Here is a 23563-nt window from a genome sequence, read left to right as displayed (position 1 = left end):
CATGGTAAATACTAAGGAATACGAGTGGTCAGATGTGACCGTAGTTGTTGCAGGTAGGCCTGTAACTGGACTTCGAGGTGTGAAATATGGCTCGAAGCAAGAGAAGGAACTGCTGTATGCTAAGGGTAATAAGCCTCATGGCATTCAGCATGGCAATGTAGACTATAGTGGCGAACTTACCCTACTGCAGAGTGAGTATCAAGCTTTGAAGAGTGCTGCTAATGGCAATATCCTCAATATGAGCTTTGATATCGTTGTTGCTTATGGGAATCCTGAAAACGGTGATCCTATCACAACAGACATTCTCAAAGGTGTGGAGTTGACGGAAGATCAGACAGAATGGAAGCAAGGTGACAAGTTCCAAGAGAAGTCACTGCCATTCATCTACATTGATCAGAAGAGTTTATAACAATTAACATCAAAGATATGAAATATTCAACAGAAGACATTAATAAGTGGAAGGCCACGCATGGTGATTTGTTTGAAATCAGCGTAGAGGGCAAGTCTTGTGTGTTGCATAAGCCTACACGTCAAGACCTGAGCTATGCCAGCGTAATCAAAGACCCTATCAAGATGAGCGAAGTCATGTTGAAGCAACTCTGGGTTGCTGGTGATGAGGAAATCAAAACCGATGATGAACTCTTCATGGCAGTAGTTGCCAAGATGGATGAGGTCTTGAAGGTAAAGGAGGCTGAGATAAAAAAACTTTAGAGGAGGCCGGGGTTGATGACTTTGACAACGCCCAGGATATTATCTTCATAGATACAATGCTACGCTACTATCTAAGCATTGACCCTGAACTCCTGCCAGACGAGAAATGGGCATCAACACTCAGCGCACTCAAAGAGATTAGAAAAATAGAAAAAGACTCTAATGGACAGCGTACTTAAGTTTTTAATCAAACTACAAGCAGATAGTGGTAATGTTCTGACGGTTGCTCGTCAGACATCCACTCAGCTGGACGATATATCACGTAAGGCACGTACTACAGGTGCACGCCTGCGTGAGGCTTTTTCTTTTTCGACACTCAAGAGTTCGCTGATGTCCATTCCTGGAATGGAACTCCTTACCAACCCTTATGCCCTTGTTGCTGGTGCTGTTGGTGCTATTACTAAGATAGGTGCAGAAGCAGAACAAACAGCCGTTGCCTTTACAACCTTAGTAGGAAGTGAGACAAAAGCTAAGGGAATGCTTTCTGAAATTGCCAAGTTTGCAGCTGAATCACCTTTTGGTAAGTTAGACTTGACTGAGAATGCGAAGACTATGCTTAACTTCGGAGTGGAGACAGGAAAAGTTCTACCACTTCTTAAAAAGTTAGGAGATATCTCTGGAGGAAATAAGCAAGCTCTGCAAAGTTTGTCATTAGTGCTTGGTCAGGTGTCAGCAGCTGGTAAGTTGGCTGGACAGGACAACCTTCAGTTTATCAATGCTGGTTTTAATCCGCTTCAGGAACTTGCAAAGATGACAGGTGAATCTTATGCAAAGTTACAGGATAGAATGTCGAAGGGGCAAATCACCTTTGAAAATGTTGTGCAGGCAATTCAACATGCTTCTGGAGAAGGTGGAAAGTTTTTCAGTATGATGGATAAGCAGTCTCAGACAGTCGCAGGTAAATTTGCTACGCTACAAGACACGTTTATTCAATTAGCCGTTGATATTTATAACAAGATTCAACCTTACGTATCTCAAGCTCTTGATCTCTTTATAGGTATAGTTCCTGTTATTGCTGAAGCAATAGCAAAAGTTATCAATGTGATAGAGAGTGTTATAGGATTTGTATCACGGTTTAAGATGGAGATATTGGCTCTGTCGTCTGTCATTGGTGTTGCTGCAATAGTCTTTAATGCACAGGCAATAGCGATGTCAGTTTATGCAGCTGCTATCGGTGTTGTGACAACTGTAACGAGGATATGGACTGGCGTTCAATGGTTGCTCAATGCTGCTATGGATGCAAACCCTATCGGACTTATTATCATAGGTATCGCTGCTTTAGTCGCAGCAGTTGTCTATTGTTGGAATAAGTTTGCTGGATTTCGTGCTTTTATCCTGACAATGTGGGATACATTAAAGGGGTTTGGTAATATCATCAAAGACTATATCATCAATCGCTTCAACGAGATGCTTGCAGGACTTGGCAAGCTTGGTGAAGCCTTAAAGAAACTATTCTCTGGAGACTTTCAAGGAGCAGCAGCTTCTGCAATGGAAGGCTTCAAGAAGTTGTCTGGAGTCGAAAGTGCTGCCAAGGCTATCAATGGAACCAAACAGCTTGTGAGTGGTGTTGGAGGGAATTTTCAGACACACCTTCGACAAGAACAGCAGAAGGACAAAAAGACATCTTCTGCTAAGAAAGAGAATAAGATAAGTACCCCTGGATTAAGTGGTAGCACAGGTGCTGTCGTTTTTGGAGAAGGTGAAAGCAAAGGCAAGAAGGGAAAGAAAGGTAAAAAGGGTGGTAAGAAAGGTGGTCGCAAGTCAGCCGAGGAACTTGCTACTGGTGGCACTCGCAACACTTCCATCACTATGCACATCGGAAAATTCTTCGATAATATCAATGTTTATATGAACGATAAGACTGACACTGCGGAACTTGAGCGAACTATTCTGCAAAGTATGAACCGAGCGTTAGCTATAGCAGCAAGTACAGACAGATGAACAAGGTAGCAAGATTTGCACTCGAAAACGTTGCCCTGAGAGTCACAGGCAACAAGATTCCACCTTATTGGCTGTTCAATGTGAATAAGCTTAGAGAGGTGGACGAAGAGGAATATAATGAAATCAAGTCAATGAGTGATGAGGAGTTGGAAGATACTGTTCGCACTAATGCACTTGGTATACCAATGCAACTACCTCTTCGTCTACGTCTTGAAGAAAGTGGTGCCCAAGAGTGGCTTTTGCCAATTGAGCCGATGATTAGTCTGCAAGGTCAGAATATTATCGTGCGGCGACACGTCAACAAAGGTGCTGTAAAAGGAAGTATTAAGGAGCGGTGGTCACAAGATGATTATACTATCAGTATAGAAGGTATCCTTATTGGTGAAAATGGTAAATATCCTGAGGAAGACGTAAGCCGTTTACGCTCATTCTGTGAAGCTGGACGAGTGACTGCGTTAAACCCTTTACTGGAAATATTCGGTATATCGCATCTCGTAATTGAAAGCTGGGAGATTCCTTTCACAAGTGGCTCTTCTAATCAGAACTATTCGCTAAAGGCATATAGTGATGACATATATAAACTTCTCTTAAATCAGCAGGACTTAAAACGATAGGCTTATGTACACAATGGCTTACGACATAGAGATAGGAGGCTGGCACATTGGAATGCTTGACAGTGTTGAGGTGCATAGAAGTGTCGAACTACTTGCTGATACGGCAACTATAACATTACCAGGTGCGCAGTATAATGTAGCCTTGGATGTTGAAGATAAACTTCACAGAGGTGATAAGGTTATTATTCGCTTTGGGTATAAGGAGGAAGGCTTAAAGGAGGAGTTCACTGGCTGGCTGCAACAAATCAGTACAGATGGTGGCAATATTAAGCTGACTTGTGAGGATGATCTGTACACCTTTCGTAAGGAACTCAAAAACGAAGTACTGAAGAAAGTTTCACTTGCTGATCTTCTTAAGAAGGTGGTGCAGGGAATTGGGAAGAACTACTCTATTCAATGCTCTTACAGCTGGACCTATGCTAAGTTTGTCATTCACAATGCTACTGGATATGATGTGCTTAAGAAGGTGCAGGAGGAATGTGGTGCAGATATATACCTTTCTAATGGTGTTTTACACGTGCATCCCCCAGGTGAGGTTGTCGGGGTGAACCGCTTTTATAACTTTGCGCTGAATGTGGAGGCGGTTAATCTGACCTATCGACAAGCAGCTGATCGCAAGGTTCGTGTAGTGGTTAAAGCTCTTCTTCCTGACGGAACAGTAAAAGAGGTAGAGGTCGGAGTTACTGGTGGTGAGAAGGTAGAAATAAAATGTCCTACTTCTGATGCTGCAAGTATGAAACTTCGTGGCGAACTTGAAGTTAAACGTCGTAGTTTCGATGGCTATGATGGAAGTATCACGACGTGGCTCATACCTGAATGTGTTCCTGGCGATATGGCGTGGCTTTATGATGCGGATTATCCACGTAAGGATGGCTGCTACTTTGTAAGGGCAGTAACAACAACTTTCAGCAGAGACGGTGGTAAACGAAAAATAGAACTTGGATTCAGATTAAGCTAAGGATATGGATCAATATAAGGAATTAAGAGAAAGGTTGCGAGGTGTAGCACCACAGCAAGAGATGACTGTACTACAAGGTATCGTTAAGAGCGTAAGCGGTCGTACTTGTGATGTGGAAATAGGAAGCCTTCTTGTACCAGAGGTTCGCCTTCGTGCATCTGAAACAGATGATAGTGGAGAGATGCTGATAGTTCCTAAAGTCGGTACTGCAGTTATCATTGGAAGTCTGTCAGGAGACTATTCAAGCCTTGTCGTCTTAGCAGTGGATCATGTTGAATCTATAACGATAAATGGAGGTAAGCTTGGAGGATTGGTTAATATTGAGGACTTAACCAAGAAACTTAATGAACTGGTTAAAGCTGTCAATAGCCATACACACCAGGGTACTCATGGACCAACTGGTCCACCTCTGACTAAGGCACAGGATTTTAAGAAGACTGATTATGAAGACGTAACTATCAAACATTGATATGAAAGGTATTACATTGATAGACTATGAAGCGGTTATACAACCGCGTCGAGGGCCAGACGGAAAGATTATTTCTGGTCTTATTGTCGCTGACACGCTGCATCAGAATCAGGCTTTGATTCTTCACTTACATAAGGGAGAGTTGAAAGAACGACCGATGACTGGCTGTGGTATCAGTGATATGCTGCTTGACAATGATCCTATCTATTGGAGAACGCTCATCAGAGAGCAGCTGGAGATGGACAGACAAACTGTGACTAATATAAAAATAACAACCAAAAGCATCGAAATAGATGCACAATATTAAACTTAAGCAATATGCAAAGAAACACGAAGGAATGGATACAATACGGCTCGGCTATTTTCCTACTTGCAAGTGGTGTAGCTATGGCTTTTCTGAGCTTCTTCTTCAACGGAGGTGATGTTAAGGACAGCGTGCTGTGGTATGTGTCACAGACATTGGTTTATGCTGGTTCTATCTTCGGTGTGGGTATCTACATCCAGAGTAAATGGGGCGACGTGAGAAATTACATCGACCGAGTTGTCAACTCTAAGAACGGAAAGGAGGAAGAATGAGAACGATTAAGTATATTGCAGTGCATTGTACTGCGAGCCATCAGTCACAGACTATTGAGAGCCTACGACAGGAATTCCTCCGTAAAGGATGGGTTAATCCTGGATACCACTATGCCGTAGCACCAGATGGCAAGATTACCCAGCTACTTGATGAAGACAAGGTGAGCAATGGCGTGAAGGGGTTTAATTCCGTTTCTATCAATGTAGCATATATTGGTGGTATAGACAGAATGGGCAAGCCTGCAGACAATCGCACAGATGCACAGAAAGCAAGTCTTCGCACACTGCTTAGTATGCTGCACAAGAAATATCCTGTAGCTGTAATTCAAGGACATCGTGACTTCTCGACAGACTTGAACCACGATGGCAGAATCACCTCAAACGAGTATGTCAAGGCTTGCCCTTGTTTCGATGCAAAGACTGAATACGCAAACATCTAACAACAACAATATGAAAACATTTAAAGCATTATTAGCAGTAATCCTTACTGCTTTCCTTTTCTCTGCATGCTCGCATAAAGTCTATGTGCCTGTAGAGAGCATAAGCACCGACACGCTGCACGTTGTCAGTCATGATACCATAAGAGTTACAGAACGTCTTGCGCCTGTATCACTGCAGTTGCCAGAGTATCACCAGGAGCGTGCAACGAAAGACTCTGTCTCAGTTTTGCAGAATGCCTTGTATCGCTCAACGGCAAGAATACATAACGGTGTTTTGACGCATATATTAGAAAGTCTTCCAGGTGCGGAGATAAAAGGTCTTACAACGGTGCATGACACAACCCACATAACCATACACGATAAGGATCATAAACAATATAAAGAGAAACCAAAGATAGTTTACAAGGAAAAAGAATTGAGCTGGATTGAAAAGCGTGCAATGGAAACAGGTTTTGTTGCATTCGGTATTCTTATGATGTTAGCTCTTTATTTCGTAATAAGATGGAAGTTCAAGTAAAAGATGGTCAGACCTTGGCTGATATAGCCATACAGGAGTATGGCTCGCTGGAAGCATTGCCTGCTTTGGCTGCTGCGAACGGTATCGGTATGACTGAAACGTTAGCAGCAGGAAGCAGATTGCAACTTCCTGACGTAAGTTACAACCGATTAATACAACAGTATTGCAAGGCTAATGATGTATCTCCAGCGACAGAGAGAGGTATGACGGATGTCAAGTTAAGGGTATTCAGTGGTGAGTTCTCGCCACAGTTCAATTAAAGTAAACAAAATATGGCTCGTAGTATAGCAGAGATAAAACAAACAATGACAAATGCCTTTATGGCGGATGGTACAGTAAGAGAACGATACGGACTATCGGAGAACGATACCTTTGATGATAGTTTCTCTGTGGTTAGTATCGAGAATGTTCTGTTTTACATCGTGGCTGCCTGTAGCCATGTTCTGGAGGTTCTGTTCGACCAGTTCAAGGCAGACGTAGACGATAAGATCAGTCGTGCTGTTGTAGCAAGTGTACCTTGGTACTATAAGATTGCAAAAGAGTTCCAGTATGGTGATGCTTTAATCTTTAATGAGGCGACACAGCAATATGGCTATGAACAGGTATCTGAGAAGAAGCGAGTCGTCAAGTATGTTGCTGTACGCGATAGAGGAACTTCCGTAGAGATTCTTGCTTCTGCTGAAGCAGGAGGACAGCCGGCTATTCTTTCAGAAGATGTTTTAACAGCATTCAAACAGTATTTGAATCGTGTTAAAATAGCTGGTGTCATTCTTTCGGTTCGTTCTTTACCTGCAGATAGTATCAGTATCACTGCAACGATACGTATCGACCCATTGGTAATTGACAGGACAGGAACAAGAATCGAAGACGGTAGTTTTGTTGTTGAGAATGCTGTAAACGCTTATCTCAGAAATATAATCTATGGTGGCACATTCAATAAGACTAAATTAGTTGATGCTATACAGAATGTGGAAGGTGTGTTGGATGTGGAGCTCCACGCATGTAAGTATAGTACAGATGGAATGACATATAATGATATCAACGGTAATAATTATACCGCTGTTAGCGGAAGTTTTTCCCCTGTTAACTTAAGAAATGCATTAGTCTATGTGGTATAAATTGGATGTTATAAAACTTGGTTTTCAATTGCTACCTCCTATATTGAGAAGCAAGGTGATTGTGGCTTTGCTCAAAGCAATGCTGAGAGGAATAAGAGACTTGTATAATCGATTCTATAGTTATCGCACCGATGTCTTGAATCGACTCACCATTACTGCAGGTGTACAATACATAGAAAAGGTTCTGAATGATGCCTTCTTCCTTACAAAACGTCAAATATACATAGTATCTGCAGGGCAGAAAGTTCAGACAGTTTTACATTTCAAGAGTGAAGGTCTTGATCCTGTCTATGTGAGTGGTAGTTCTCCCTTGTACATCAGAGCCTATGACGATGTACCTAAAGAGGCCTCTTTTATTGTCTATGTGCCGTCTTTTCTATGCACCTCTACATCTGCTGCAGAAGATAAGTATGGCGGACAGCAGTTGACAACTATATTAAACCTATTGAATCATTATAAACCTGCGGGACGATCTTTCCGCATAGAAATATACGAATATGAATAAGATACTCTTTAGCGAGGGCGGACAGCCCCTCTACATCGATGATATCAAGACATTACAGGAGAACCCAGCTAATCAGATGTCTGCACTCCTTCAGGCTCTTGGTGCAAACACCTCTGTCTTTTTACTTGACCGGTTTCAAGGAGAATTAAAGAAGATTGATCAAAGTGCTGCGACGACTACCTTCCAAACTAAGAAAAATTGGTTGGTGCTTGACGGAGTTATCCATGAAATAAAGGAAACAACTCTTGTTGCACACAGTTGGAATGACCCTTTGTATGTAGGTGTTAGAAAATCTAATTCTGATGTACGTACATTTGAGGATGGACAAGAACATGCATGTAGGGAGACAGCAGAGGCTTTTCTGTCATTTGAGAAAACAGAAGGAGCCTTTAATGTCTTCGAGTTGAAAACTCTTTTTGACCTTATAGGTCCGAAGATGAAAGTTGAGTCGCAAGAATGGAAAGAAGAGGACGATGCCTTCTCACATCCTGTGAATGGTTATCATGGTACAATTCGAAATAAAAGAGGACCAGGTTTTTTAATTAAGAAGATTTCGCTTGAAAGTGATAATACAGAATGGACCGATGGACCAGGGGTTGTGTTTAAGTACCCAACAACACGTGTTCCCGTTCCCCCTATATTCTCAGAATCTTTTTTAGTTGGAGTAAAAAACAAAGATGGTCAGCGTCAGATAGTTTGTATCATGCAAGCAGATGGAGAAGGAAAAATTGTAGGCACTCTGGGAGATTCCAGCCTTCCTGCTCCAATGAATTGTACAATTGAAACATATTTCTTCATACCGACATAAAAAATAACTATGGATACAATATATAATCTGCTCAAGCGAGCAAAGGAACTCAAAGAGAAAAGTCAAGTAGACAGCATTACGCCTGAAGAGGTTGGTAAGCTGCATGAAGACACATTAGCATACATAGCCTCATTGGAGCAGTCGGCTGATGGACTTGGCATTAAAAAGGTTTATCAGTCTAAGTCAGCTATGGAGGCTGATACAGACCCTGTCGGAGCTAACGGCAAGGCTCTCCGCTATGGTCAGTTAGTAAGCATCTATGATGATACACATGCTGATAGTTCTGAGAATGGAAATATTTATGCGTATCAGAAGCCAGGCTGGTTGCTGATGGGAAAGGTCAGTGGCGGAACGACTCTTTCTATTGCGCAGGAGACAGGTGATAGTGCTACAAAAGTGATGTCTCAGAAAGCTGTGACAAACTCTATACATGATAGCATCAATGGTATAGATGCTATTTGGTCTGATGATGTGGAGATAGAAGGCATACCACAACTAAATAGTTTGTTAAAAAATGATGGAAGTATGGTCTCTAACAATGGCTATGTAATAAAAGAATTTCCTCTTCCTACATATAAGGATGGTCTGTTTCTGAAAATTACAGGTTCACCATTGGGGGTATATGGTAATGACGGCTATTGTGGAATTTGTGTATATGATACAAATGGTACATTTATAACACAAGTAAAGAGTAATTCCTATACAAGAATCGGAGAGAAGTGGTCACAAGTTAAGGTATGTGCTTCAACTACAAATATAGGTAGTATTTCCGTAGCATACAACACTGCAAAATACCCCACTACTGATGAAGAACTATTAGGTGTACGCTATAGAAAAGTTAAATTACAAGAAGTAGTTGGTGATATTAGTTCTTCAGAAGCTACTGCTGCTGGAGTTGATGATTTCCTTGTTTTTCCTGTTAAATATGAACTTGGAGGAATTATAAAATCTTTTAATGGAGGCTCTAAGCCCGATAGAAGAATTGGAATATTTTATGTAGATGATGTCAATGGAGGATGTCCTACATTGCAAAGTGTCTACCAAGCGACTGATACAGATATTGTAATACCACGAGGTTGTAGTGTCGGCTTTTTCTTTGATGGAGTTGCCCCCAAATATTCAACTAAAGTTGCGACAAAATATAGGATGCTTGGCAAGCGAGGTTATGCATACGGCGACATGACGTTGAATCTCAACGTACACTTTAATATTGAGAGCTATAAGAAACTGCCAATAGTTTCATCTGACAAGGATAATGCAAGTAATACTATACCTCTACATTGGTGTAGTGTTGGTACATCTATTTCTGCAAGAAATAATAATATGCTTGGATACCAAACGAACGTCAGAAGCGTTCTGAATTTCTCAAAATTCACCAATAACGCTGTAAGTGGCAGCCTTGCAAAAGATGGAGTTTCACAAATTGTAAAGGCTGACATGTACACAATTGAAGAGGGTATTAATGATTGGTGGGCAGGATCTCTTGGAACCTTCGATGATTACAAAAACAAAACAAGGAAAGGTTTTTACGGTGCTATGCGCAGTATTATAGATAAGGTGTATGAGGTAAATCCAAAGGCTATTATAATCCTCATAAACTTCGCAAAAGCAAAAAGTGGGTCACAAGACTGGGATGGCAGATATAATGGAACTGGAGCTTATCAAGAAGATTTCGCAAATGCTATGATTGAGATTGGAAAATATGAAAGTCTTCCTGTATGTGATTGGTTTCATTTATGTAATATCAATAAACACAATATCTCAATATTGATGGAAGATGGTCTACATCCAACAGAAGAAGGATATAAGAGAATGGCAAGTATCCTCTTAGATGTAATGAAAACGACACTACACACTTTCTCTATATAAATATAATGAATAAATAAAGTATCTTTACGTGGGGAGGGAGTAAAAAGCCCCCAGCCTGTTAATAAGCAACGCCAATCACTTTTAAACAATGTACGCCACAAGAGCGCGACCGGGGGCAAATATCCTCGCTCGCTCTTGTGGCGTTTTATTGTATAATAAAAGTGATTGGCGTTGCAAATTTACGAAATTTATTAGATATGAAGATAATTGAGATTGTAAAAATTAACAGGGAACTATTAAGAAACCTCCATATAGCAGGAGTTAGATTGAATGATGAAAAATATATAGATCTATATACTGAATATAGACAAATGTTGGAAAATCATGAAAAAGTGTCTTACATAGTGGCAGTACTTGCCGTAAAATACGCTATAAGTGAACGTAAAGTATATGGCCTTATCAAGCGATTTCAAACTGACTGCAATTTGTTTGCAGTGTAAGCTGTATATACGTTTATGCTTGTGAAAGAAAAACTCACGACCTTTGCATTATTATGAAGAAAATATATTATTCTGCTCCGCTTCCATTCGTTGGACAAAAGCGGATGTTCGCAAAAGAATTTAAGAAGGTGTTAGAACAGTTCCCAGACGGAACAACATTTGTTGATTTGTTCGGAGGAAGTGGTTTGTTGTCACATATTACGAAGTCCGAGAAACCACATTCTAAAGTCGTGTATAATGATTTTGATGGTTACAGACTACGTCTTGAACACGTGCCACAGACTAATGAATTACTCTCTGAGCTTAGAAAGATAGTTCGTGAACTGCCTAAGCATAAGCCTATTGTTGGAGGAGCACGCAAACAGATTTTTGAGTGCTTAATTAAACATCAAGATCGTTATGGTTATTTGGACTTCATCACGATATCATCTTCTCTTTTATTTTCGATGAAGTATTGTCTGAATATTGACGACATGAACAAGGAGACGTTGTATAACAATATTCGCTCTACTGATTATCCGCTTTGTGATGGCTATTTGGATGGTTTAACAATTGTTTCAGCAGACTATAAACAAGTCTTTAATCAGTATAAGGATACTCCAAATGTCGTATTTTTGGTTGACCCTCCTTACCTCAGTACTGAAGTTGGTACTTATAAGATGTATTGGAAGCTTGCTGATTATCTCGATGTACTGTCAGTTCTTGCTGGACATTCATTTGTTTACTTCACAAGCAATAAGTCGTCTATACTTGAACTCTGTGACTGGATAGGTCGAAATAAGCATATTGGTAATCCATTTGAGAAGTGTACTAAGGTGGAATTCAATGCTCGCATGAATTATAACTCAACCTATACAGATATGATGCTGTATAAGAATGCTGGTTAAACGCAATTCAAATGCTGATAAAACGATGAATAAATACTACAAGATTTTAGACAGAATCATTCATATAGGAAAGCAACAGTGTAACAAGAAAGGGGAAATTAGGTATCTGTTGAACGAACAGCTAACACTTACTCCTTCAGACTTACTCGACATCTTCGAAACTCACAGTATAGCACGTAGGAAGCTAAAGGATGAGTTACAACTTTTCATGCAAGGTGAAAGGCAGATTGAAAAGTATCGTAAGGCAGGTATTGCTTGGTGGGATTATTGTGGTTCAATTCTTGTCAATAGTTATCCTACCTATCTGGAGAAATTGCCTCCGCTGATAGAGAAGATAAATCGTGAAAAGCGTAGCAGCAAAAATTATGTGTTATTCTTAGGCGAGACTGGTGCAGAAACTAATCAAGCACCCTGTCTTAGCCTTGTACAATTCCAAATAGATGAATGTGAACTTGTAATGTCAGCCTTTCAGCGAAGTTCTGATGCAAATTTAGGTCTTCCAGCAGACATTTATCATCTTTATTTAATGTCAAGGCAAATAGATTTCCCTTTAAAGTCTATAACGCTCAATCTTGCTAATGTGCACATTTATAAAAATAATATAGAGCGTACAAAAGAACTTCTTAATGGTAATGAAGATATAAAGTTTGAACTCAACGTATAATCTAAAAGGTGGCAAAATCTTGCAGAATTATCCAAGTCTTGCAAGAATTTGCCACCTTTTTACTATTGTGTGCGTGTTGAGAATTGTTACTTTTCGTTTTGCATCAAAATATCACTTTTCGTTTTGCAACGCACCTACTTTTCGTTTTGTCGGATTAACACTCGTGTGAGATAGCACCATACAATTCTTTATAGAGCCAACATTTTTCAATAATAACAAAGTGATGTTCTATCAACAAAATTAAATGAAAAAGTTATAATAACATAAAGTATTATATTTGTTCTAGAACAGAAGAAAAAAACATAAATCAAAAATTTGGTTGTTTGTTTTTTTTAATGTAACTTTGCACAGCAATACCGCCGATATGGCTCAGTTGGTAGAGCAACGCATTCGTAATGCGTAGGTCCCCGGTTCGAGTCCGGGTATCGGCTCCATTTGCGGAATTAGCACATCGGTAGTGCACGGGCTTCCCAAGCCTGGGAGGCGGGTTCGATTCCCGTATTCCGCTCACCGATTATAAAATATAAAAAGGATAGCTCGTTTTGAGTTATCCTTCTTTTTTATAAAAACTTAAAGAGAATAATTATGTTTCTTTTTTATATTTAGATTTCTATTTTCATTCGGGTTCTTATTTAACTAATCCCAACCTTCAATTTCAACAACCTTATAATCAATATATTTTTTGTTAACAACAATAATAAAAAATGGTTGCGTATAATAAGATTGTACCTTCCCTTGTTCTAATTTATACTGCAATTCTAGGTGATTTTTCTTTAAAATCAGTGAAAGAGGGGCTAAAACAGTTTTCCGATTTGTTTTTGGAAGAATATAAGCTATGGCAAAGTTATTGTTGAAATCTATTTTGGTTGGTTCACCATCTTTACCCATAAAAGCAGCTTCCCCAAACTCCTGTGCAAGGATTTGTTTAGAAGTTATTTTTTTTATAATAGGCTTTGTTTCATTACCAATATGAAAGTAATTACGAGCTTCAGTATAATTTACTATAGTAGATTGCTCCATCATCGTCTTATTTGTACCACATGATGATAATAACAACATCGTAGCTGCAAAAGCAAGTAAAAGTTTCTTCATCATAATATAATTATTATCAAATATTTATATACATCAATGCTTCTTTGAATGAATAAACAAGAGACACTAAAGTTAAACAGCATCAGTTGTAATTTTCATCTTACAAACATAATCTGCTATCAAACACAAAAGTAATTAATTTATGTCACATTATCATTTTTATACTATTAATATTAGTTAATTTAACAGATGGCATAACTTTTGCTCATAATAATTTGTTCAATGATGAACTTAATGTATTAAATTATTAACGAAAAAAAAGAAAATATGGCACATGGACATGATGTACTTCACATGATGGAGGGAAATAGCTACGAAACAAAAGAGGATCTAGTTAAAGCTATTATAGCGCATTTCGGTGAGAATGAGCGCTTTCATACTTGTTCCGTAGATGGTATGAATGCAGAAGAACTAGTTGACTTCTTAACAGAGCGAGGAAAATTCATGCCTGCTAAGAGTGGGTTTACTGTTGATACAACGAAGATTTGTAATCACTAAAACTGTTAATTTAGTTGACTTATATTTAATTAGCAAAAAGAGAGAAAATCATGATTAAGATTTATGGAATGAATACTTGTCCTGACTGTATTGCAGTTGACAAGCGCGTAGAAGGTGATAGCCGTTATGAGGTAATTGAAATTGGCTCAAATATTAGATATTTGAAAGAGTTTCTTCGTCTTCGTGACAATAATGCAGTTTTTGATGATGCAAAGAAATATGGTTATGCCGGTGTTCCTTGCTTTGTACTAGAAGATGGGACAGTAACACTATCTCCAGCAGAAGCAGGTATTGAACTAAATGACTCCCCTGCAGCAGCTTCATGCCGCCTTGACGGTTCTGGTTGCTAACAACCATAACCTAAATAAGAGTCCTCTACAATCCATAAATTAATTTTATGCTTTGCCGAGGACTTTTTTATCAGTTCTGCTGGCTTTAGCGTGAATTAACTAAAGTCTAACCAACCATAGAAAAATAGGATTGTGATTCTGTATCGCTCTGCAGTTCCATATCTTCTTCCAATGGTTTTCATCTAGTGAATAGAATCCGCCTGTTATTTTGGCTTTGCCTTTATTGGCACCTATTACCATAGCTCTGACGACACCTTTAATGTGTCACTTGAAAATAAAGACCACTCCGCTGATTTCCTCTATGCTGTATTGCAATACATCGTCCATCCTACATAGCAATATTCCGTAAGCATCCAGGCGCCATGATACTTGAGACGTTAGAGGTCATGAAAGAGTTCTTTGACTTTCCAAGCCTGAAAAACCTCATATTCTACATCTTCAGGTTTGTTAATACAAACTTGGTCCTTGGTGGTGTTTTTTGACTTATTCTTTTACCATAAATATTTGGTGTATTTCAGTTCATGAAAGTGCATAACCTCACGTTAGCAAATCTTGTCAACTGCATCGTTCAGATAGGTTACAAAGTGGTGCATGCTTTGGCAATTACTTGCATTAAAAAGGTTCTTCTTCGCTCTATCGATACAGGTATTTAACATGTCAGCGCATATGGTCTACTCACCAGCCCCTTGCTTTTCGTTAAGAGTCTTAACACACTTTTTCCCAACTCTTTTCTTGGTCTGACCAGACTCTACTTCAATGACTTCCCCGTATCTCTATCATAGAGCATACTCACATACGCATACTTTTTTTTAGATTGATTTCTCATCCATACAGATTTTTTCATATATATACTTGTTCTCACTCCAATTCAGTACTCATTCAACGGCTCATTGCATCACTCCGTGAGCATGCTCAAAGGATAGACGCATCATCCGTGCTGTCATTGTCTGATTCTTAGTGGATAGTAACGTACCTATCGTTATTTTTCCACTCAAAAAAGACAGCCGCAAGTTTGGCATTACCTACGAAACAAGGATACTTTTTGTCTCATCGTTACCTCGGTATCGAGTGATTCTAGCTTCGAAAATCGTCTTATAGTTCCACATTTCGGATATATCCAACTCCGTTCGTGGCAGAAGTCAAATATAGGGATATCACTCCTATCAACATTGATGGTAGTATGGCGGTATTTCAGAGTGATGTGTACTCCTTCAGTGGAGTCAGCCCATGTAACTTTCTCGCTCTCACAGTCTTCATTGTTTTGGAGAAGCAGTTAGTGAGATTATTTTTAACTCTTCATAATGACCACAACGATACGAATTCCAAACTGTTTTATGCAGGATACAGTATATTAATTAACACTAAAGCCAATAGACCTTTTTATCAAAGTTTAATATTGAAGTACGTTTAACTTGTGGTTAGGATTCAGTAAAAATGTAGAAAGAATATTTCCTTTACTGATATATTTTGGTTTGTTTTATGAAATAAAAAATTCGACTTAAACACTTAGATTGATAAGTTTTTTTTCATAAATTTAGGGCAGTGCATAAGCTTAAAATTTTTTCACCAAATTATTATTTTTAATAGCCACTATAAATCAAGAGAAATCCCATGTTTTACAAACCTATAGAAATATAAAAAGCACCCCCTCGCCGGGAGTGCTCTATATATAATTCAATTAAAGTTTTACTTTGCGTATGCAACAGAACGAATCTCACGAATGACAGTAATCTTAACCTGACCAGGATAAGTCATCTCATTCTGTATCTTTTCTGCTATCTCTGAACTGAGTTTTTCGCTTTCTGCATCGTCCATCTTATCAGCTCCTACGATTACACGAAGCTCACGACCAGCTTGGATCGCATAAGTCTTAGTTACACCAGGATAGCTCATTGCTATCGCTTCAAGATCATTCAGACGCTTAATATAAGCTTCCACAATCTCACGACGAGCACCAGGACGAGCACCAGAGATAGCATCACACACCTGAACAATTGGTGCAAGAAGTGTAGTCATCTCGACCTCATCATGGTGAGCAGCAATGGCATTGCAAATATCTGGTTTCTCTTTATACTTCTCAGCAATCTTACCTCCGTAAAGTGCATGTGGTAAATCAGTTTCTTCATCAGGAACCTTACCAATGTCATGCAACAAGCCTGCACGTTTTGCCTTCTTCGGATTCAAACCTAATTCACTTGCCATAACAGCACAGAGATTTGCAGTCTCACGAGCATGCTGTAGAAGATTCTGACCGTATGAAGAACGATATTTCATCTTACCTATGATACGAATCAACTCTGGATGAAGACCATGAATACCCAAATCAATAGCAGTACGCTTACCCGTTTCGATGATTTCATTGTCAAGCTGTTTTTTTACCTTAGCAACAACTTCCTCAATACGGGCTGGATGGATACGTCCGTCTGTAACAAGTTGGTGTAGAGCTAATCGACAAATCTCACGACGTACGGGGTCAAAAGCTGATATTACAATAGCTTCAGGAGTATCATCAACTACAATCTCAACTCCTGTTGCTGCTTCTAAAGCACGAATATTACGACCTTCACGACCAATAATACGACCTTTCACTTCATCACTATCTATATGGAATACACTAACGGAATTCTCAATAGCAGTTTCAGTAGCTACACGCTGAATAGTCTGAATAACAATACGCTTAGCTTGTTGATTTGCATTCAGCTTTGCCTCGTCCACTATTTCATTGATATAAGATGCAGCATCAAGTTTGGCCTGATCTTTCAGACTTTCTATCAAACGTTTCTTTGCCTCGTCAGAACTAAGACCAGAGAGTTCTTCTAGTTTCATTCGCTCCTGTTCTTGCATTTTCTCAAGATCCTGCTGCTTAATTTGCAGTAGTTTTTTCTCGTTATCAACACGTTGCTGCTGCTGATCTACATCCTGTTTACGACGATTTATTTCTTCCTGACGTTGGTTCAGAGCAACCTCACGTTGCTTCAAGCGATTTTCACCTTGTTGTATCTTTAGCGTACGCTGTTGGACTTCTTTCTCTAGTTCGCTTTTTTTGTTTAAGAACTTTTCTTTAACTTCAAGAAGTTTCTTTTCTTTGATTACCTCTGCAGCTTTCTCCGCTTTATCCATTGTATCTTTGTATTTTCCTGTTAGTATATAACGGAAAATAGCAAATCCACCAGCACATCCAGCCGAAAGGCATACCACAGCTATAATAACTGTTACTATTGGACTCATTGATTCTTTATTATAATTTAAATTTAAATATTCTCCCTACTTCAGTGCATCTTCAATTTCTGAAGTGAGTTTATTGAGGATATCATTAAATGGAGCTGTATCATTACGTACACCTTCTTTCTTATATCGCAATGCAATATCTAGCATTGCCATATATATAATATCCTTATCCCCCTTCTTACCCTTAAAAAGAGTTGAATAAGTATTAATTGTGTCAGTAATAAGCTTGGCTGCCGAACGATAATACTCTTCATCCTCCCTAGGTACATTTACGGAAAGTTCTGCATCATAAACATGCAATCTTATATGTAGCTTATCGTCTGCCATTATATTCTGTTTTATTTCTCACTTAGAAGTGTAATACACTTATTTACATCTCGGATGAGTTTGGATACACGCTTTTGTGCTGCTTCCATATCTCCATCTGTAACTTCAAGCATTTTAGCCATTTTCAACGAATTATAATCTGCTTCTGCTTGGGATAATTCTTCCTGCAGTTGCTTTATCTCCTGCTCACGCTGATCAACAAGCGCATATAAGTCATCATTCTCATTCTTCAGTGCTTCATACTGAAGAATCATCTGACGTACACGCGTCGCAAACGTATTCAGAACCTTCTCGTTTGAACTCATAGCTTATCTATTCGTTTTGGCTACAAAATTACATTAAAGTTTCTATTTAAGCAAATATATGCTTAATTATTTTGACTCTTGCTCCTCAGCTGGTTTTGGTTCTTTTTTCGCAAGTGTTACAACCTGATAAACAAAGTCTGTCGTCCATTTACGACTAAATCCAAGACGCTGGTTATATTGACGAACCGACATAACCGACTTTATAACACCTGGGTCTGAAAAACTATTTTTATCGTAAATATCATTTATGGTCTTTTCTGTCATCGTATAGATAACTTTCTTAAAGAATCCTGGAACACGCAATTTAAACTTCATCAAGTTTCCAACAAGCATCATTAAGTCTTGTGTAAATCCTTGGAATTGATAAAGATAAGGTTGAATATCTTGCATCTTCTTACAGTTCTTTTTGATACTTGCATCAATCTCATCAAAGAAGTTATCATTCACATTATAAAGATTTTTCATCGTCTTGCGAACACTTGCTTTTTCACCAAGACCTAACTTATTATTGAGTGTTGGAACACGGAATGTCTGTTTGTAGGTACGAAGATCTGGAAGCATTGCTAAATTATTGATACCCAATCGAGCTGCGAGTACTGACTGAAAATAAACTCGAACGAGTGTCATATAATCCTCCATGCCACCAGTCTTTGATTGTTTAACATCATTCTTTCCAAATAATTTTGATAAGAATACCATATCTTTCGTTGAAAGTTTTGAAGTTATTAAAATGAACTTTTTGTTTTTACTCGATTGCAAAGTTAATAAAAAAACATGAAAATCACACATTACATTAATGATTTCTCATTTTCACAGCTTTTAATTAAATTAAATTTATTACCTTTGCATACAAAATATGCTATATAGTAAATGAGCGTACGTAACGGCAAATACTTGAAGAAAAGATTGGTTGTTCTCAAAGACCTAGTCAATTTGAGTACGCCCCACTCTTTGCGTCCACTTACATATATAACACATAGACTTGATTCTATCCATAAGATTTTAACGATTGAGTATATAAGCAATAACTACTAATTAAGAAACAAACATAAAACCACGCTATTATGAAAGGAATAGTACTCGCCGGCGGTTCTGGCACACGCCTCTACCCTATCACCAAAGGAATAAGCAAACAACTTATACCTATTTATGATAAGCCTATGATATATTATCCAGTATCAGTATTAATGCTGGCTGGCATTAAAGAAATTTTAATTATCTCCACACCATTTGACTTGCCTGGGTTCAAGCGTCTATTAGGAGACGGAAGTAGTTTTGGAGTACGCTTTGAGTATGCAGAACAGCCTTCACCTGATGGATTAGCACAGGCATTTATTATAGGAGAAGAATTCATAGGCAAAGATTCTGTCTGTTTAGTTCTTGGAGATAATATCTTTTATGGAGCAGGTTTTAGTTCTTTACTGCGTAGTAGTGTACAGATTGCAGAAAAAGGAAATAAGGCAACTGTCTTCGGTTATTATGTAAATGACCCAGAAAGATATGGTGTTGCTGAGTTTGATCAGAATGGTAAATGTTTAAGTATAGAAGAAAAACCAGAACATCCCAAAAGTAACTATGCAGTTGTTGGACTATACTTCTATCCAAATAGTGTTGTAGAGATTGCGAAGAACATTAAACCTTCACCAAGAGGAGAATTAGAAATAACAACTGTAAATCAGTGCTATCTCAAACAGGACGCATTGATGGTGCAAACCCTCCAACGCGGCTTTGCATGGCTTGATACAGGTACACACGATAGTTTATCGGAGGCAAGTACTTTCATAGAATGTATTGAGAAAAGACAAGGACTTAAGGTTGCATGCCTCGAAGAAATTGCATATAGAAAAGGCTGGATAACTACTGAAAAGCTTCGAGAAGAAGCACAACCCATGATAAAGAATAATTATGGGAAATATCTTCTTCAGCTTGTAGAAGAGAACAAATAAAGCTTTATAAATCCATCACAGAATAATAAGAATTGTAATAAATATGGAAGAAACAACTAAATTAGAACAAGGGAAAGAACAAGAGGTTCATGAAAGCAATTTCTCCTTTGATTTTGCCACTTTGTATCGGGCTATCGTACTTAATTGGTACTGGTTCATTCTATCATTAATTATTTTCGGAGGTTTAGGTGCAATTTATCTCAGGTATGCCACCCCTATGTATCAGTCCACAGCAAAGTTGCTGATTAAAGACGAAAGTAATAACAGACGTGGACAGTCTTTACAGAGTATGTCTAACCTTGGTATCATCTCGAATTCGACTGGTATCGACAATGAGATGGAGATACTAACATCTCACTCTATAGCAGAGGATGCAATTAGGGATTTAAAATTATATGTTAATTATTCAACAAAAGGAAGAGTTAAAGATATTATTTTATATCATGATCAACCTCTTAATGTTGACGTTGACAAATCCCACCTCGAAAGACTTAATGCGCCCATCAATTTGAGCATTACAAAAGACAGCTTGACTTATATAGTTACAGGAACATATTATGTGCCTACTAATGATAACTCAAGTGAAGGTCCTTACTCGATTAACAGAAAGATTACAAGCCTTCCTGCTACAATAGCAACTCGTGCAGGTATTATCACGATTAGTCCTAACAACGGGCATACGATGAGGAGTGGACAAATTCTTAATGTTAGTGTTCTTTCACCACGAATGGCGTCTAACAAATATGTTAGCGAACTTCAAGTAGCACAGACAGCAAAGTCAACTTCCATTGCACAGCTACAGCTGACAGATGAGGTTCCACAGCGTTCTCTTGATTACCTTAAACAGCTAGCAATAGTATATAATCGTCAGGCGAATGAAGACAAAAATACCATTGCAATTCGTACGGACAAGTTCATAAACGATCGTTTAGGCAAGATTAATGCAGAACTTGGTAAGACTGAGGGACAATTGCAAAATTATAAGCAAAAAAATGGAATTGTTGAGTTAAAGATGAATGCCGGAAATTCTGTTGCAAATCAGAATAATTCAGAATTAAAGCTTGCAGATGTTGAGACACAGATAGAATTATTCAATACTATTGCAAAAGAGGTAGAAATTTCTTCACGTAATCTTTCCCAGGTCATTCCTTCTAATGTTGGTTTGGATGATCAGAGTTCTACAACTTTGATTAATAAATACAATGAATTAGTACTTGAACGTAATCGTTTACTCCGCAGTGCATCTGAAAACTCTCCTGTAGTAGAACCTCTAACAGCCCAAATACGAGAGTTAAATGGTAACATTCGTAGAGCGATTTCAGCAGCACGCCAGAATCTCATGATCCAGCGTGATGCAGTTGCAGCACAGGTTAATAAATTTAATGGAGAAGTAGCTGAGACTCCACAGCAGGAACGTATGCTGACACAGATTGACCGTCAACAGGAAGTTAAGTCTGGCCTTTATCTCATGCTGCTTCAAAAGCGTGAGGAGAATAATATATCATTGGCAGCTACAGCCGATAAGGGTAAGCTAATAGATGACCCACAACTGGTTGGTAAGATAAGTCCTAAGTCAACGACAATTATGCTTATTGCGTTATTGATTGGTTTAGTTCTTCCAGTGGCTGTGATCCTTATTCTTCAATTCTTCCGCTATAAGATCGAAGGTCATGATGATGTTACACGACTTACAAAACTACCTATCATTGCTGACGTTGCAGTTGCAAGTAATAAGGCAAAGGGCAAAGCTGACATCGTTGTACACGAAAATCAGAATAATCAGATGGAGGAGATTTTCCGCTCAATGCGTACCAACCTTCAATTTATGTTGAAGGAAGGAGAGAAGGTTGTGCTCTTTACCTCATCTACATCAGGTGAAGGTAAAACCTTTAATGCAGCCAACCTGTCTGTAAGTTTTGGACTCTTAGGAAAGAAAGTAATTCTAGTTGGTCTTGACATTCGTCGTCCACGTTTGGCAGAACTTTTCGATATACACGATCACAAACATGGAATTACAAACCTACTTGTTAAGGACAATCCAACAATGGAAGAGGTAGAAGAACAGATTTTACCTTCAGGAGTTAACAAGAACTTAGATCTTCTCATGGCTGGTCCTATCCCTCCTAACCCAGCAGAACTTATTGCTCGTAATTCACTTGATATTATCATAAACCTCTTGAAAGAAAAGTATGATTATATCATGATTGATACGGCTCCAGTAGGTTTAGTTACGGATACACTTCAGATTGCACGTGTTGCAAACGCATCAATCTACATGTGTCGTGCAGACTACACACCAAAATCAAGTTTCAACTTGATTAACGCACTTGCAAATGAGAAGAAGTTCCCTAACATGGCTATTGTTCTCAATGGTATTGATATGTCAAAGAGAAAGTATAGTTATTACTATGGCTATGGTGGCTATGGTAAGTATGGTAGATATGGAAGAGCTAGCTATGGTACAAGTTACGGTCAATACGGAAACTATGGCAACTATGGTAACTATACAAATAGTCACTACGGTAATAAGAACGATAACTCTGTAAAAAGATAAAATCAGAAATAAAAGAAATAGATTTTAAATAAACGATGATTATTGCAGTTGACTTCGATGGAACCATCGTAGAACACAGATATCCTAAAATCGGTAGTGAAATTCCTTTCGCTACCGATACACTTAAAATGCTTATAAAAGATGGGCACCAATTAATATTATGGAGCGTCAGAGAGGGGAAATTACTCCAGGAAGCAGTTGATTGGTGTCATGAACGTGGTGTAGATTTCTGGGCTGTAAACAAGGACTATCCTGAAGAAGAAGAAGAAAAGAATAATCATTTCTCAAGAAAGCTGAAGGTAGAGATGTTTATTGATGATCGAAATCTTGGAGGTCTTCCTGATTGGGGAACAATATATCAGATGATAACCAATAACGAAACATGGGAAAGTCGTAACTTTGCACATCGTTCGTTTGAAGACCATCAACCCCCTAAGAAAAAACATTGGTGGAATTTTTAAAAGAGTCATCTTTGTAAAGCAAGTAACCATGCAATTGTAGGAGATGACATTAAGATACACGTGATGTCAGATGTTTTTAAAACGGATATTCGATTATAAAATTTTAAGTTTATAGAAAATAAACACAGAAACAAACATAAAACGCACTTGATTCATAAAGCAAGTGCGTTTTTAATGTTCTTATAAATTATAATGTCTCAATAGAGAAATGCTAGTGAACACACACACAAAAGGCAAATTAAAAAGATACCAATCATTGATTAATAAATATTTCCACAGTAGGAA

29 protein-coding genes and 2 tRNA genes are annotated in these 23563 nt (G+C 38.5%); 26 read left to right on the top strand and 5 right to left on the bottom strand.

The genetic code is table 11. The features are described from left to right. Position 1 precedes the first annotated feature (1 nt). From J4856_RS08445 to J4856_RS08350, 21 genes are all read left to right on the top strand, one after another. The gene (locus J4856_RS08445) at positions 2-409 is read left to right on the top strand and encodes a hypothetical protein (protein ID WP_044081138.1); all 408 of its coding nucleotides are present in this window, start codon (positions 2-4) and stop codon (positions 407-409) included. 17 nt (positions 410-426) lie between these two features. Continuing rightward, entirely contained in the window at positions 427-711 is a 285-nt protein-coding gene (locus J4856_RS08440) for a hypothetical protein (protein WP_065367817.1), read from the top strand. A gap of 56 nt (positions 712-767) precedes the next feature. Then, positions 768-890 carry a hypothetical protein gene (locus J4856_RS13340; protein ID WP_257880725.1) on the top strand — a complete coding sequence of 41 codons (123 nt, stop codon included), beginning with the start codon at positions 768-770 and terminating at the stop codon, positions 888-890. Next, positions 874-2652, top strand: coding sequence for a tape measure protein (locus tag J4856_RS08435; RefSeq protein WP_025838462.1), 1779 nt, complete (start codon positions 874-876; stop codon positions 2650-2652). The genes J4856_RS13340 and J4856_RS08435 overlap by 17 nt, the downstream gene beginning before the upstream one ends. Next, the gene (locus J4856_RS08430; protein ID WP_025838460.1) at positions 2649-3266 is read left to right on the top strand and encodes a DUF6046 domain-containing protein; all 618 of its coding nucleotides are present in this window, start codon (positions 2649-2651) and stop codon (positions 3264-3266) included. The genes J4856_RS08435 and J4856_RS08430 overlap by 4 nt, the downstream gene beginning before the upstream one ends. A 13-nt stretch (positions 3267-3279) precedes the next feature. Beyond that, on the top strand, positions 3280-4224 hold the full coding sequence (locus J4856_RS08425) for a hypothetical protein (protein WP_234967281.1): 945 nt from the start codon (positions 3280-3282) through the stop codon (positions 4222-4224). 4 nt (positions 4225-4228) lie between these two features. Then, complete coding sequence (locus J4856_RS08420) at positions 4229-4693, top strand: hypothetical protein (RefSeq protein WP_025838456.1); 465 nt, start codon at positions 4229-4231, stop codon at positions 4691-4693. A 1-nt stretch (position 4694) separates the two neighbouring features. Next, on the top strand, positions 4695-5000 hold the full coding sequence (locus J4856_RS08415) for a hypothetical protein (protein ID WP_025838454.1): 306 nt from the start codon (positions 4695-4697) through the stop codon (positions 4998-5000). Between the two features lie 11 nt (positions 5001-5011). After that, entirely contained in the window at positions 5012-5269 is a 258-nt protein-coding gene (locus tag J4856_RS08410) for a hypothetical protein (RefSeq protein ID WP_025838453.1), read from the top strand. Continuing rightward, on the top strand, positions 5266-5709 hold the full coding sequence (locus tag J4856_RS08405) for an N-acetylmuramoyl-L-alanine amidase (RefSeq protein WP_025838451.1): 444 nt from the start codon (positions 5266-5268) through the stop codon (positions 5707-5709). Before J4856_RS08410 ends, J4856_RS08405 begins: the two co-directional genes overlap by 4 nt. A 10-nt stretch (positions 5710-5719) precedes the next feature. Then, positions 5720-6226: a hypothetical protein gene (locus J4856_RS08400; RefSeq protein WP_025838449.1), complete on the top strand. Its 507-nt coding sequence runs from the start codon at positions 5720-5722 to the stop codon at positions 6224-6226. Continuing rightward, entirely contained in the window at positions 6211-6486 is a 276-nt protein-coding gene (locus J4856_RS08395; protein WP_065367818.1) for a hypothetical protein, read from the top strand. The genes J4856_RS08400 and J4856_RS08395 overlap by 16 nt, the downstream gene beginning before the upstream one ends. 12 nt (positions 6487-6498) lie before the next feature. Beyond that, positions 6499-7344 (top strand): hypothetical protein, encoded by an 846-nt coding sequence (locus J4856_RS08390; RefSeq protein ID WP_025838448.1) that lies wholly within the window; start codon positions 6499-6501, stop codon positions 7342-7344. Positions 7345-7423: 79 nt separating this feature from the next. Continuing rightward, the gene (locus tag J4856_RS08385; RefSeq protein WP_148296014.1) at positions 7424-7849 is read left to right on the top strand and encodes a hypothetical protein; all 426 of its coding nucleotides are present in this window, start codon (positions 7424-7426) and stop codon (positions 7847-7849) included. Next, positions 7842-8657, top strand: a complete 816-nt coding sequence (locus J4856_RS08380; RefSeq protein ID WP_025838444.1) for a hypothetical protein — start codon at positions 7842-7844, stop codon at positions 8655-8657. The genes J4856_RS08385 and J4856_RS08380 overlap by 8 nt, the downstream gene beginning before the upstream one ends. A 9-nt stretch (positions 8658-8666) precedes the next feature. Next, a complete protein-coding gene (locus tag J4856_RS08375; RefSeq protein ID WP_025838442.1) occupies positions 8667-10526 on the top strand; it encodes an SGNH/GDSL hydrolase family protein in 1860 nt (619 codons plus the stop codon). 197 nt (positions 10527-10723) lie between these two features. After that, on the top strand, positions 10724-10966 hold the full coding sequence (locus J4856_RS08370) for a hypothetical protein (protein ID WP_025838441.1): 243 nt from the start codon (positions 10724-10726) through the stop codon (positions 10964-10966). 53 nt (positions 10967-11019) lie between these two features. After that, entirely contained in the window at positions 11020-11853 is an 834-nt protein-coding gene (locus J4856_RS08365) for a DNA adenine methylase (protein ID WP_025838440.1), read from the top strand. Between the two features lie 25 nt (positions 11854-11878). Continuing rightward, complete coding sequence (locus tag J4856_RS08360; RefSeq protein WP_025838439.1) at positions 11879-12517, top strand: thymidylate synthase; 639 nt, start codon at positions 11879-11881, stop codon at positions 12515-12517. Positions 12518-12875: 358 nt separating this feature from the next. Then, positions 12876-12951, top strand: a tRNA-Thr gene (locus J4856_RS08355). A gap of 3 nt (positions 12952-12954) precedes the next feature. After that, positions 12955-13025 (top strand) — tRNA-Gly (locus J4856_RS08350). Between the two features lie 128 nt (positions 13026-13153). Here J4856_RS08350 and J4856_RS08345 read toward each other — a convergent pair. Next, complete coding sequence (locus tag J4856_RS08345; RefSeq protein WP_081764318.1) at positions 13154-13612, bottom strand: hypothetical protein; 459 nt, start codon at positions 13610-13612, stop codon at positions 13154-13156. 264 nt (positions 13613-13876) lie between these two features. Here J4856_RS08345 and J4856_RS08340 point away from each other — a divergent pair, with 264 nt between their 5' ends. Both J4856_RS08340 and J4856_RS08335 read left to right on the top strand, forming a co-directional pair. Next, the gene (locus J4856_RS08340) at positions 13877-14107 is read left to right on the top strand and encodes a YecH family metal-binding protein (RefSeq protein WP_025838435.1); all 231 of its coding nucleotides are present in this window, start codon (positions 13877-13879) and stop codon (positions 14105-14107) included. A gap of 50 nt (positions 14108-14157) precedes the next feature. Further along, on the top strand, positions 14158-14457 hold the full coding sequence (locus J4856_RS08335) for a hypothetical protein (protein ID WP_025838433.1): 300 nt from the start codon (positions 14158-14160) through the stop codon (positions 14455-14457). A 1686-nt stretch (positions 14458-16143) separates the two neighbouring features. Here J4856_RS08335 and rny read toward each other — a convergent pair. The 4 genes from rny to J4856_RS08315 all read right to left on the bottom strand — a co-directional run bounded on the left by rny (position 16144) and on the right by J4856_RS08315 (position 19016). Next, positions 16144-17685 carry a ribonuclease Y gene (gene rny, locus J4856_RS08330; RefSeq protein ID WP_025838430.1) on the bottom strand — a complete coding sequence of 514 codons (1542 nt, stop codon included), beginning with the start codon at positions 17683-17685 and terminating at the stop codon, positions 16144-16146. 36 nt (positions 17686-17721) lie between these two features. Continuing rightward, positions 17722-18012 carry a cell division protein ZapA gene (locus J4856_RS08325; RefSeq protein ID WP_025838428.1) on the bottom strand — a complete coding sequence of 97 codons (291 nt, stop codon included), beginning with the start codon at positions 18010-18012 and terminating at the stop codon, positions 17722-17724. Positions 18013-18023: 11 nt separating this feature from the next. Continuing rightward, positions 18024-18317, bottom strand: a complete 294-nt coding sequence (locus tag J4856_RS08320) for a hypothetical protein (RefSeq protein ID WP_025838426.1) — start codon at positions 18315-18317, stop codon at positions 18024-18026. A gap of 66 nt (positions 18318-18383) precedes the next feature. Beyond that, the gene (locus J4856_RS08315; RefSeq protein ID WP_025838424.1) at positions 18384-19016 is read right to left on the bottom strand and encodes a hypothetical protein; all 633 of its coding nucleotides are present in this window, start codon (positions 19014-19016) and stop codon (positions 18384-18386) included. A 365-nt stretch (positions 19017-19381) separates the two neighbouring features. Between J4856_RS08315 and rfbA the strand changes: the two genes are divergently transcribed. Genes rfbA through J4856_RS08300 form a run of 3 tightly spaced genes read left to right on the top strand, consistent with a single transcriptional unit; the run spans position 19382 to position 23278 of the window. Continuing rightward, positions 19382-20263 carry a glucose-1-phosphate thymidylyltransferase RfbA gene (rfbA, locus tag J4856_RS08310; protein WP_025838421.1) on the top strand — a complete coding sequence of 294 codons (882 nt, stop codon included), beginning with the start codon at positions 19382-19384 and terminating at the stop codon, positions 20261-20263. A 43-nt stretch (positions 20264-20306) separates the two neighbouring features. Next, entirely contained in the window at positions 20307-22817 is a 2511-nt protein-coding gene (locus J4856_RS08305) for a GumC family protein (protein WP_025838420.1), read from the top strand. 35 nt (positions 22818-22852) lie between these two features. Further along, on the top strand, positions 22853-23278 hold the full coding sequence (locus J4856_RS08300) for a BT0820 family HAD-type phosphatase (RefSeq protein WP_025838418.1): 426 nt from the start codon (positions 22853-22855) through the stop codon (positions 23276-23278). Positions 23279-23563: the final 285 nt, after the last annotated feature.

This window comes from Prevotella scopos JCM 17725, assembly GCF_018127785.1.
In the GTDB taxonomy this organism is placed as follows: domain Bacteria; phylum Bacteroidota; class Bacteroidia; order Bacteroidales; family Bacteroidaceae; genus Prevotella; species Prevotella scopos.
The sequence above is the reverse complement of the archived record's forward strand: the minus strand, read 5'-3'. Positions and strand labels throughout refer to the sequence as shown.

Coding starts and splice junctions, on each gene's coding strand:
- J4856_RS08395 (WP_065367818.1), top strand. CDS start 6,211: ATGGAAGTTCAAGTAAAAGATGGTCAGACCTTGGCTGATATAGCCATA.
- J4856_RS08425 (WP_234967281.1), top strand. CDS start 3,280: ATGGCTTACGACATAGAGATAGGAGGCTGGCACATTGGAATGCTTGAC.
- J4856_RS08335 (WP_025838433.1), top strand. CDS start 14,158: ATGATTAAGATTTATGGAATGAATACTTGTCCTGACTGTATTGCAGTT.
- J4856_RS08345 (WP_081764318.1), bottom strand. CDS start 13,612: ATGATGAAGAAACTTTTACTTGCTTTTGCAGCTACGATGTTGTTATTA.
- J4856_RS08390 (WP_025838448.1), top strand. CDS start 6,499: ATGGCTCGTAGTATAGCAGAGATAAAACAAACAATGACAAATGCCTTT.
- J4856_RS08435 (WP_025838462.1), top strand. CDS start 874: ATGGACAGCGTACTTAAGTTTTTAATCAAACTACAAGCAGATAGTGGT.
- J4856_RS08380 (WP_025838444.1), top strand. CDS start 7,842: ATGAATAAGATACTCTTTAGCGAGGGCGGACAGCCCCTCTACATCGAT.
- J4856_RS08340 (WP_025838435.1), top strand. CDS start 13,877: ATGGCACATGGACATGATGTACTTCACATGATGGAGGGAAATAGCTAC.
- J4856_RS08420 (WP_025838456.1), top strand. CDS start 4,229: ATGGATCAATATAAGGAATTAAGAGAAAGGTTGCGAGGTGTAGCACCA.
- J4856_RS08320 (WP_025838426.1), bottom strand. CDS start 18,317: ATGAGTTCAAACGAGAAGGTTCTGAATACGTTTGCGACGCGTGTACGT.
- J4856_RS08415 (WP_025838454.1), top strand. CDS start 4,695: ATGAAAGGTATTACATTGATAGACTATGAAGCGGTTATACAACCGCGT.
- J4856_RS08430 (WP_025838460.1), top strand. CDS start 2,649: ATGAACAAGGTAGCAAGATTTGCACTCGAAAACGTTGCCCTGAGAGTC.
- J4856_RS08375 (WP_025838442.1), top strand. CDS start 8,667: ATGGATACAATATATAATCTGCTCAAGCGAGCAAAGGAACTCAAAGAG.
- J4856_RS08300 (WP_025838418.1), top strand. CDS start 22,853: ATGATTATTGCAGTTGACTTCGATGGAACCATCGTAGAACACAGATAT.
- J4856_RS08315 (WP_025838424.1), bottom strand. CDS start 19,016: ATGGTATTCTTATCAAAATTATTTGGAAAGAATGATGTTAAACAATCA.
- rfbA (WP_025838421.1), top strand. CDS start 19,382: ATGAAAGGAATAGTACTCGCCGGCGGTTCTGGCACACGCCTCTACCCT.
- J4856_RS08360 (WP_025838439.1), top strand. CDS start 11,879: ATGAATAAATACTACAAGATTTTAGACAGAATCATTCATATAGGAAAG.
- J4856_RS08370 (WP_025838441.1), top strand. CDS start 10,724: ATGAAGATAATTGAGATTGTAAAAATTAACAGGGAACTATTAAGAAAC.
- J4856_RS13340 (WP_257880725.1), top strand. CDS start 768: ATGCTACGCTACTATCTAAGCATTGACCCTGAACTCCTGCCAGACGAG.
- J4856_RS08325 (WP_025838428.1), bottom strand. CDS start 18,012: ATGGCAGACGATAAGCTACATATAAGATTGCATGTTTATGATGCAGAA.
- J4856_RS08410 (WP_025838453.1), top strand. CDS start 5,012: ATGCAAAGAAACACGAAGGAATGGATACAATACGGCTCGGCTATTTTC.
- rny (WP_025838430.1), bottom strand. CDS start 17,685: ATGAGTCCAATAGTAACAGTTATTATAGCTGTGGTATGCCTTTCGGCT.
- J4856_RS08365 (WP_025838440.1), top strand. CDS start 11,020: ATGAAGAAAATATATTATTCTGCTCCGCTTCCATTCGTTGGACAAAAG.
- J4856_RS08440 (WP_065367817.1), top strand. CDS start 427: ATGAAATATTCAACAGAAGACATTAATAAGTGGAAGGCCACGCATGGT.
- J4856_RS08385 (WP_148296014.1), top strand. CDS start 7,424: ATGCTGAGAGGAATAAGAGACTTGTATAATCGATTCTATAGTTATCGC.
- J4856_RS08445 (WP_044081138.1), top strand. CDS start 2: ATGGTAAATACTAAGGAATACGAGTGGTCAGATGTGACCGTAGTTGTT.
- J4856_RS08400 (WP_025838449.1), top strand. CDS start 5,720: ATGAAAACATTTAAAGCATTATTAGCAGTAATCCTTACTGCTTTCCTT.
- J4856_RS08405 (WP_025838451.1), top strand. CDS start 5,266: ATGAGAACGATTAAGTATATTGCAGTGCATTGTACTGCGAGCCATCAG.
- J4856_RS08305 (WP_025838420.1), top strand. CDS start 20,307: ATGGAAGAAACAACTAAATTAGAACAAGGGAAAGAACAAGAGGTTCAT.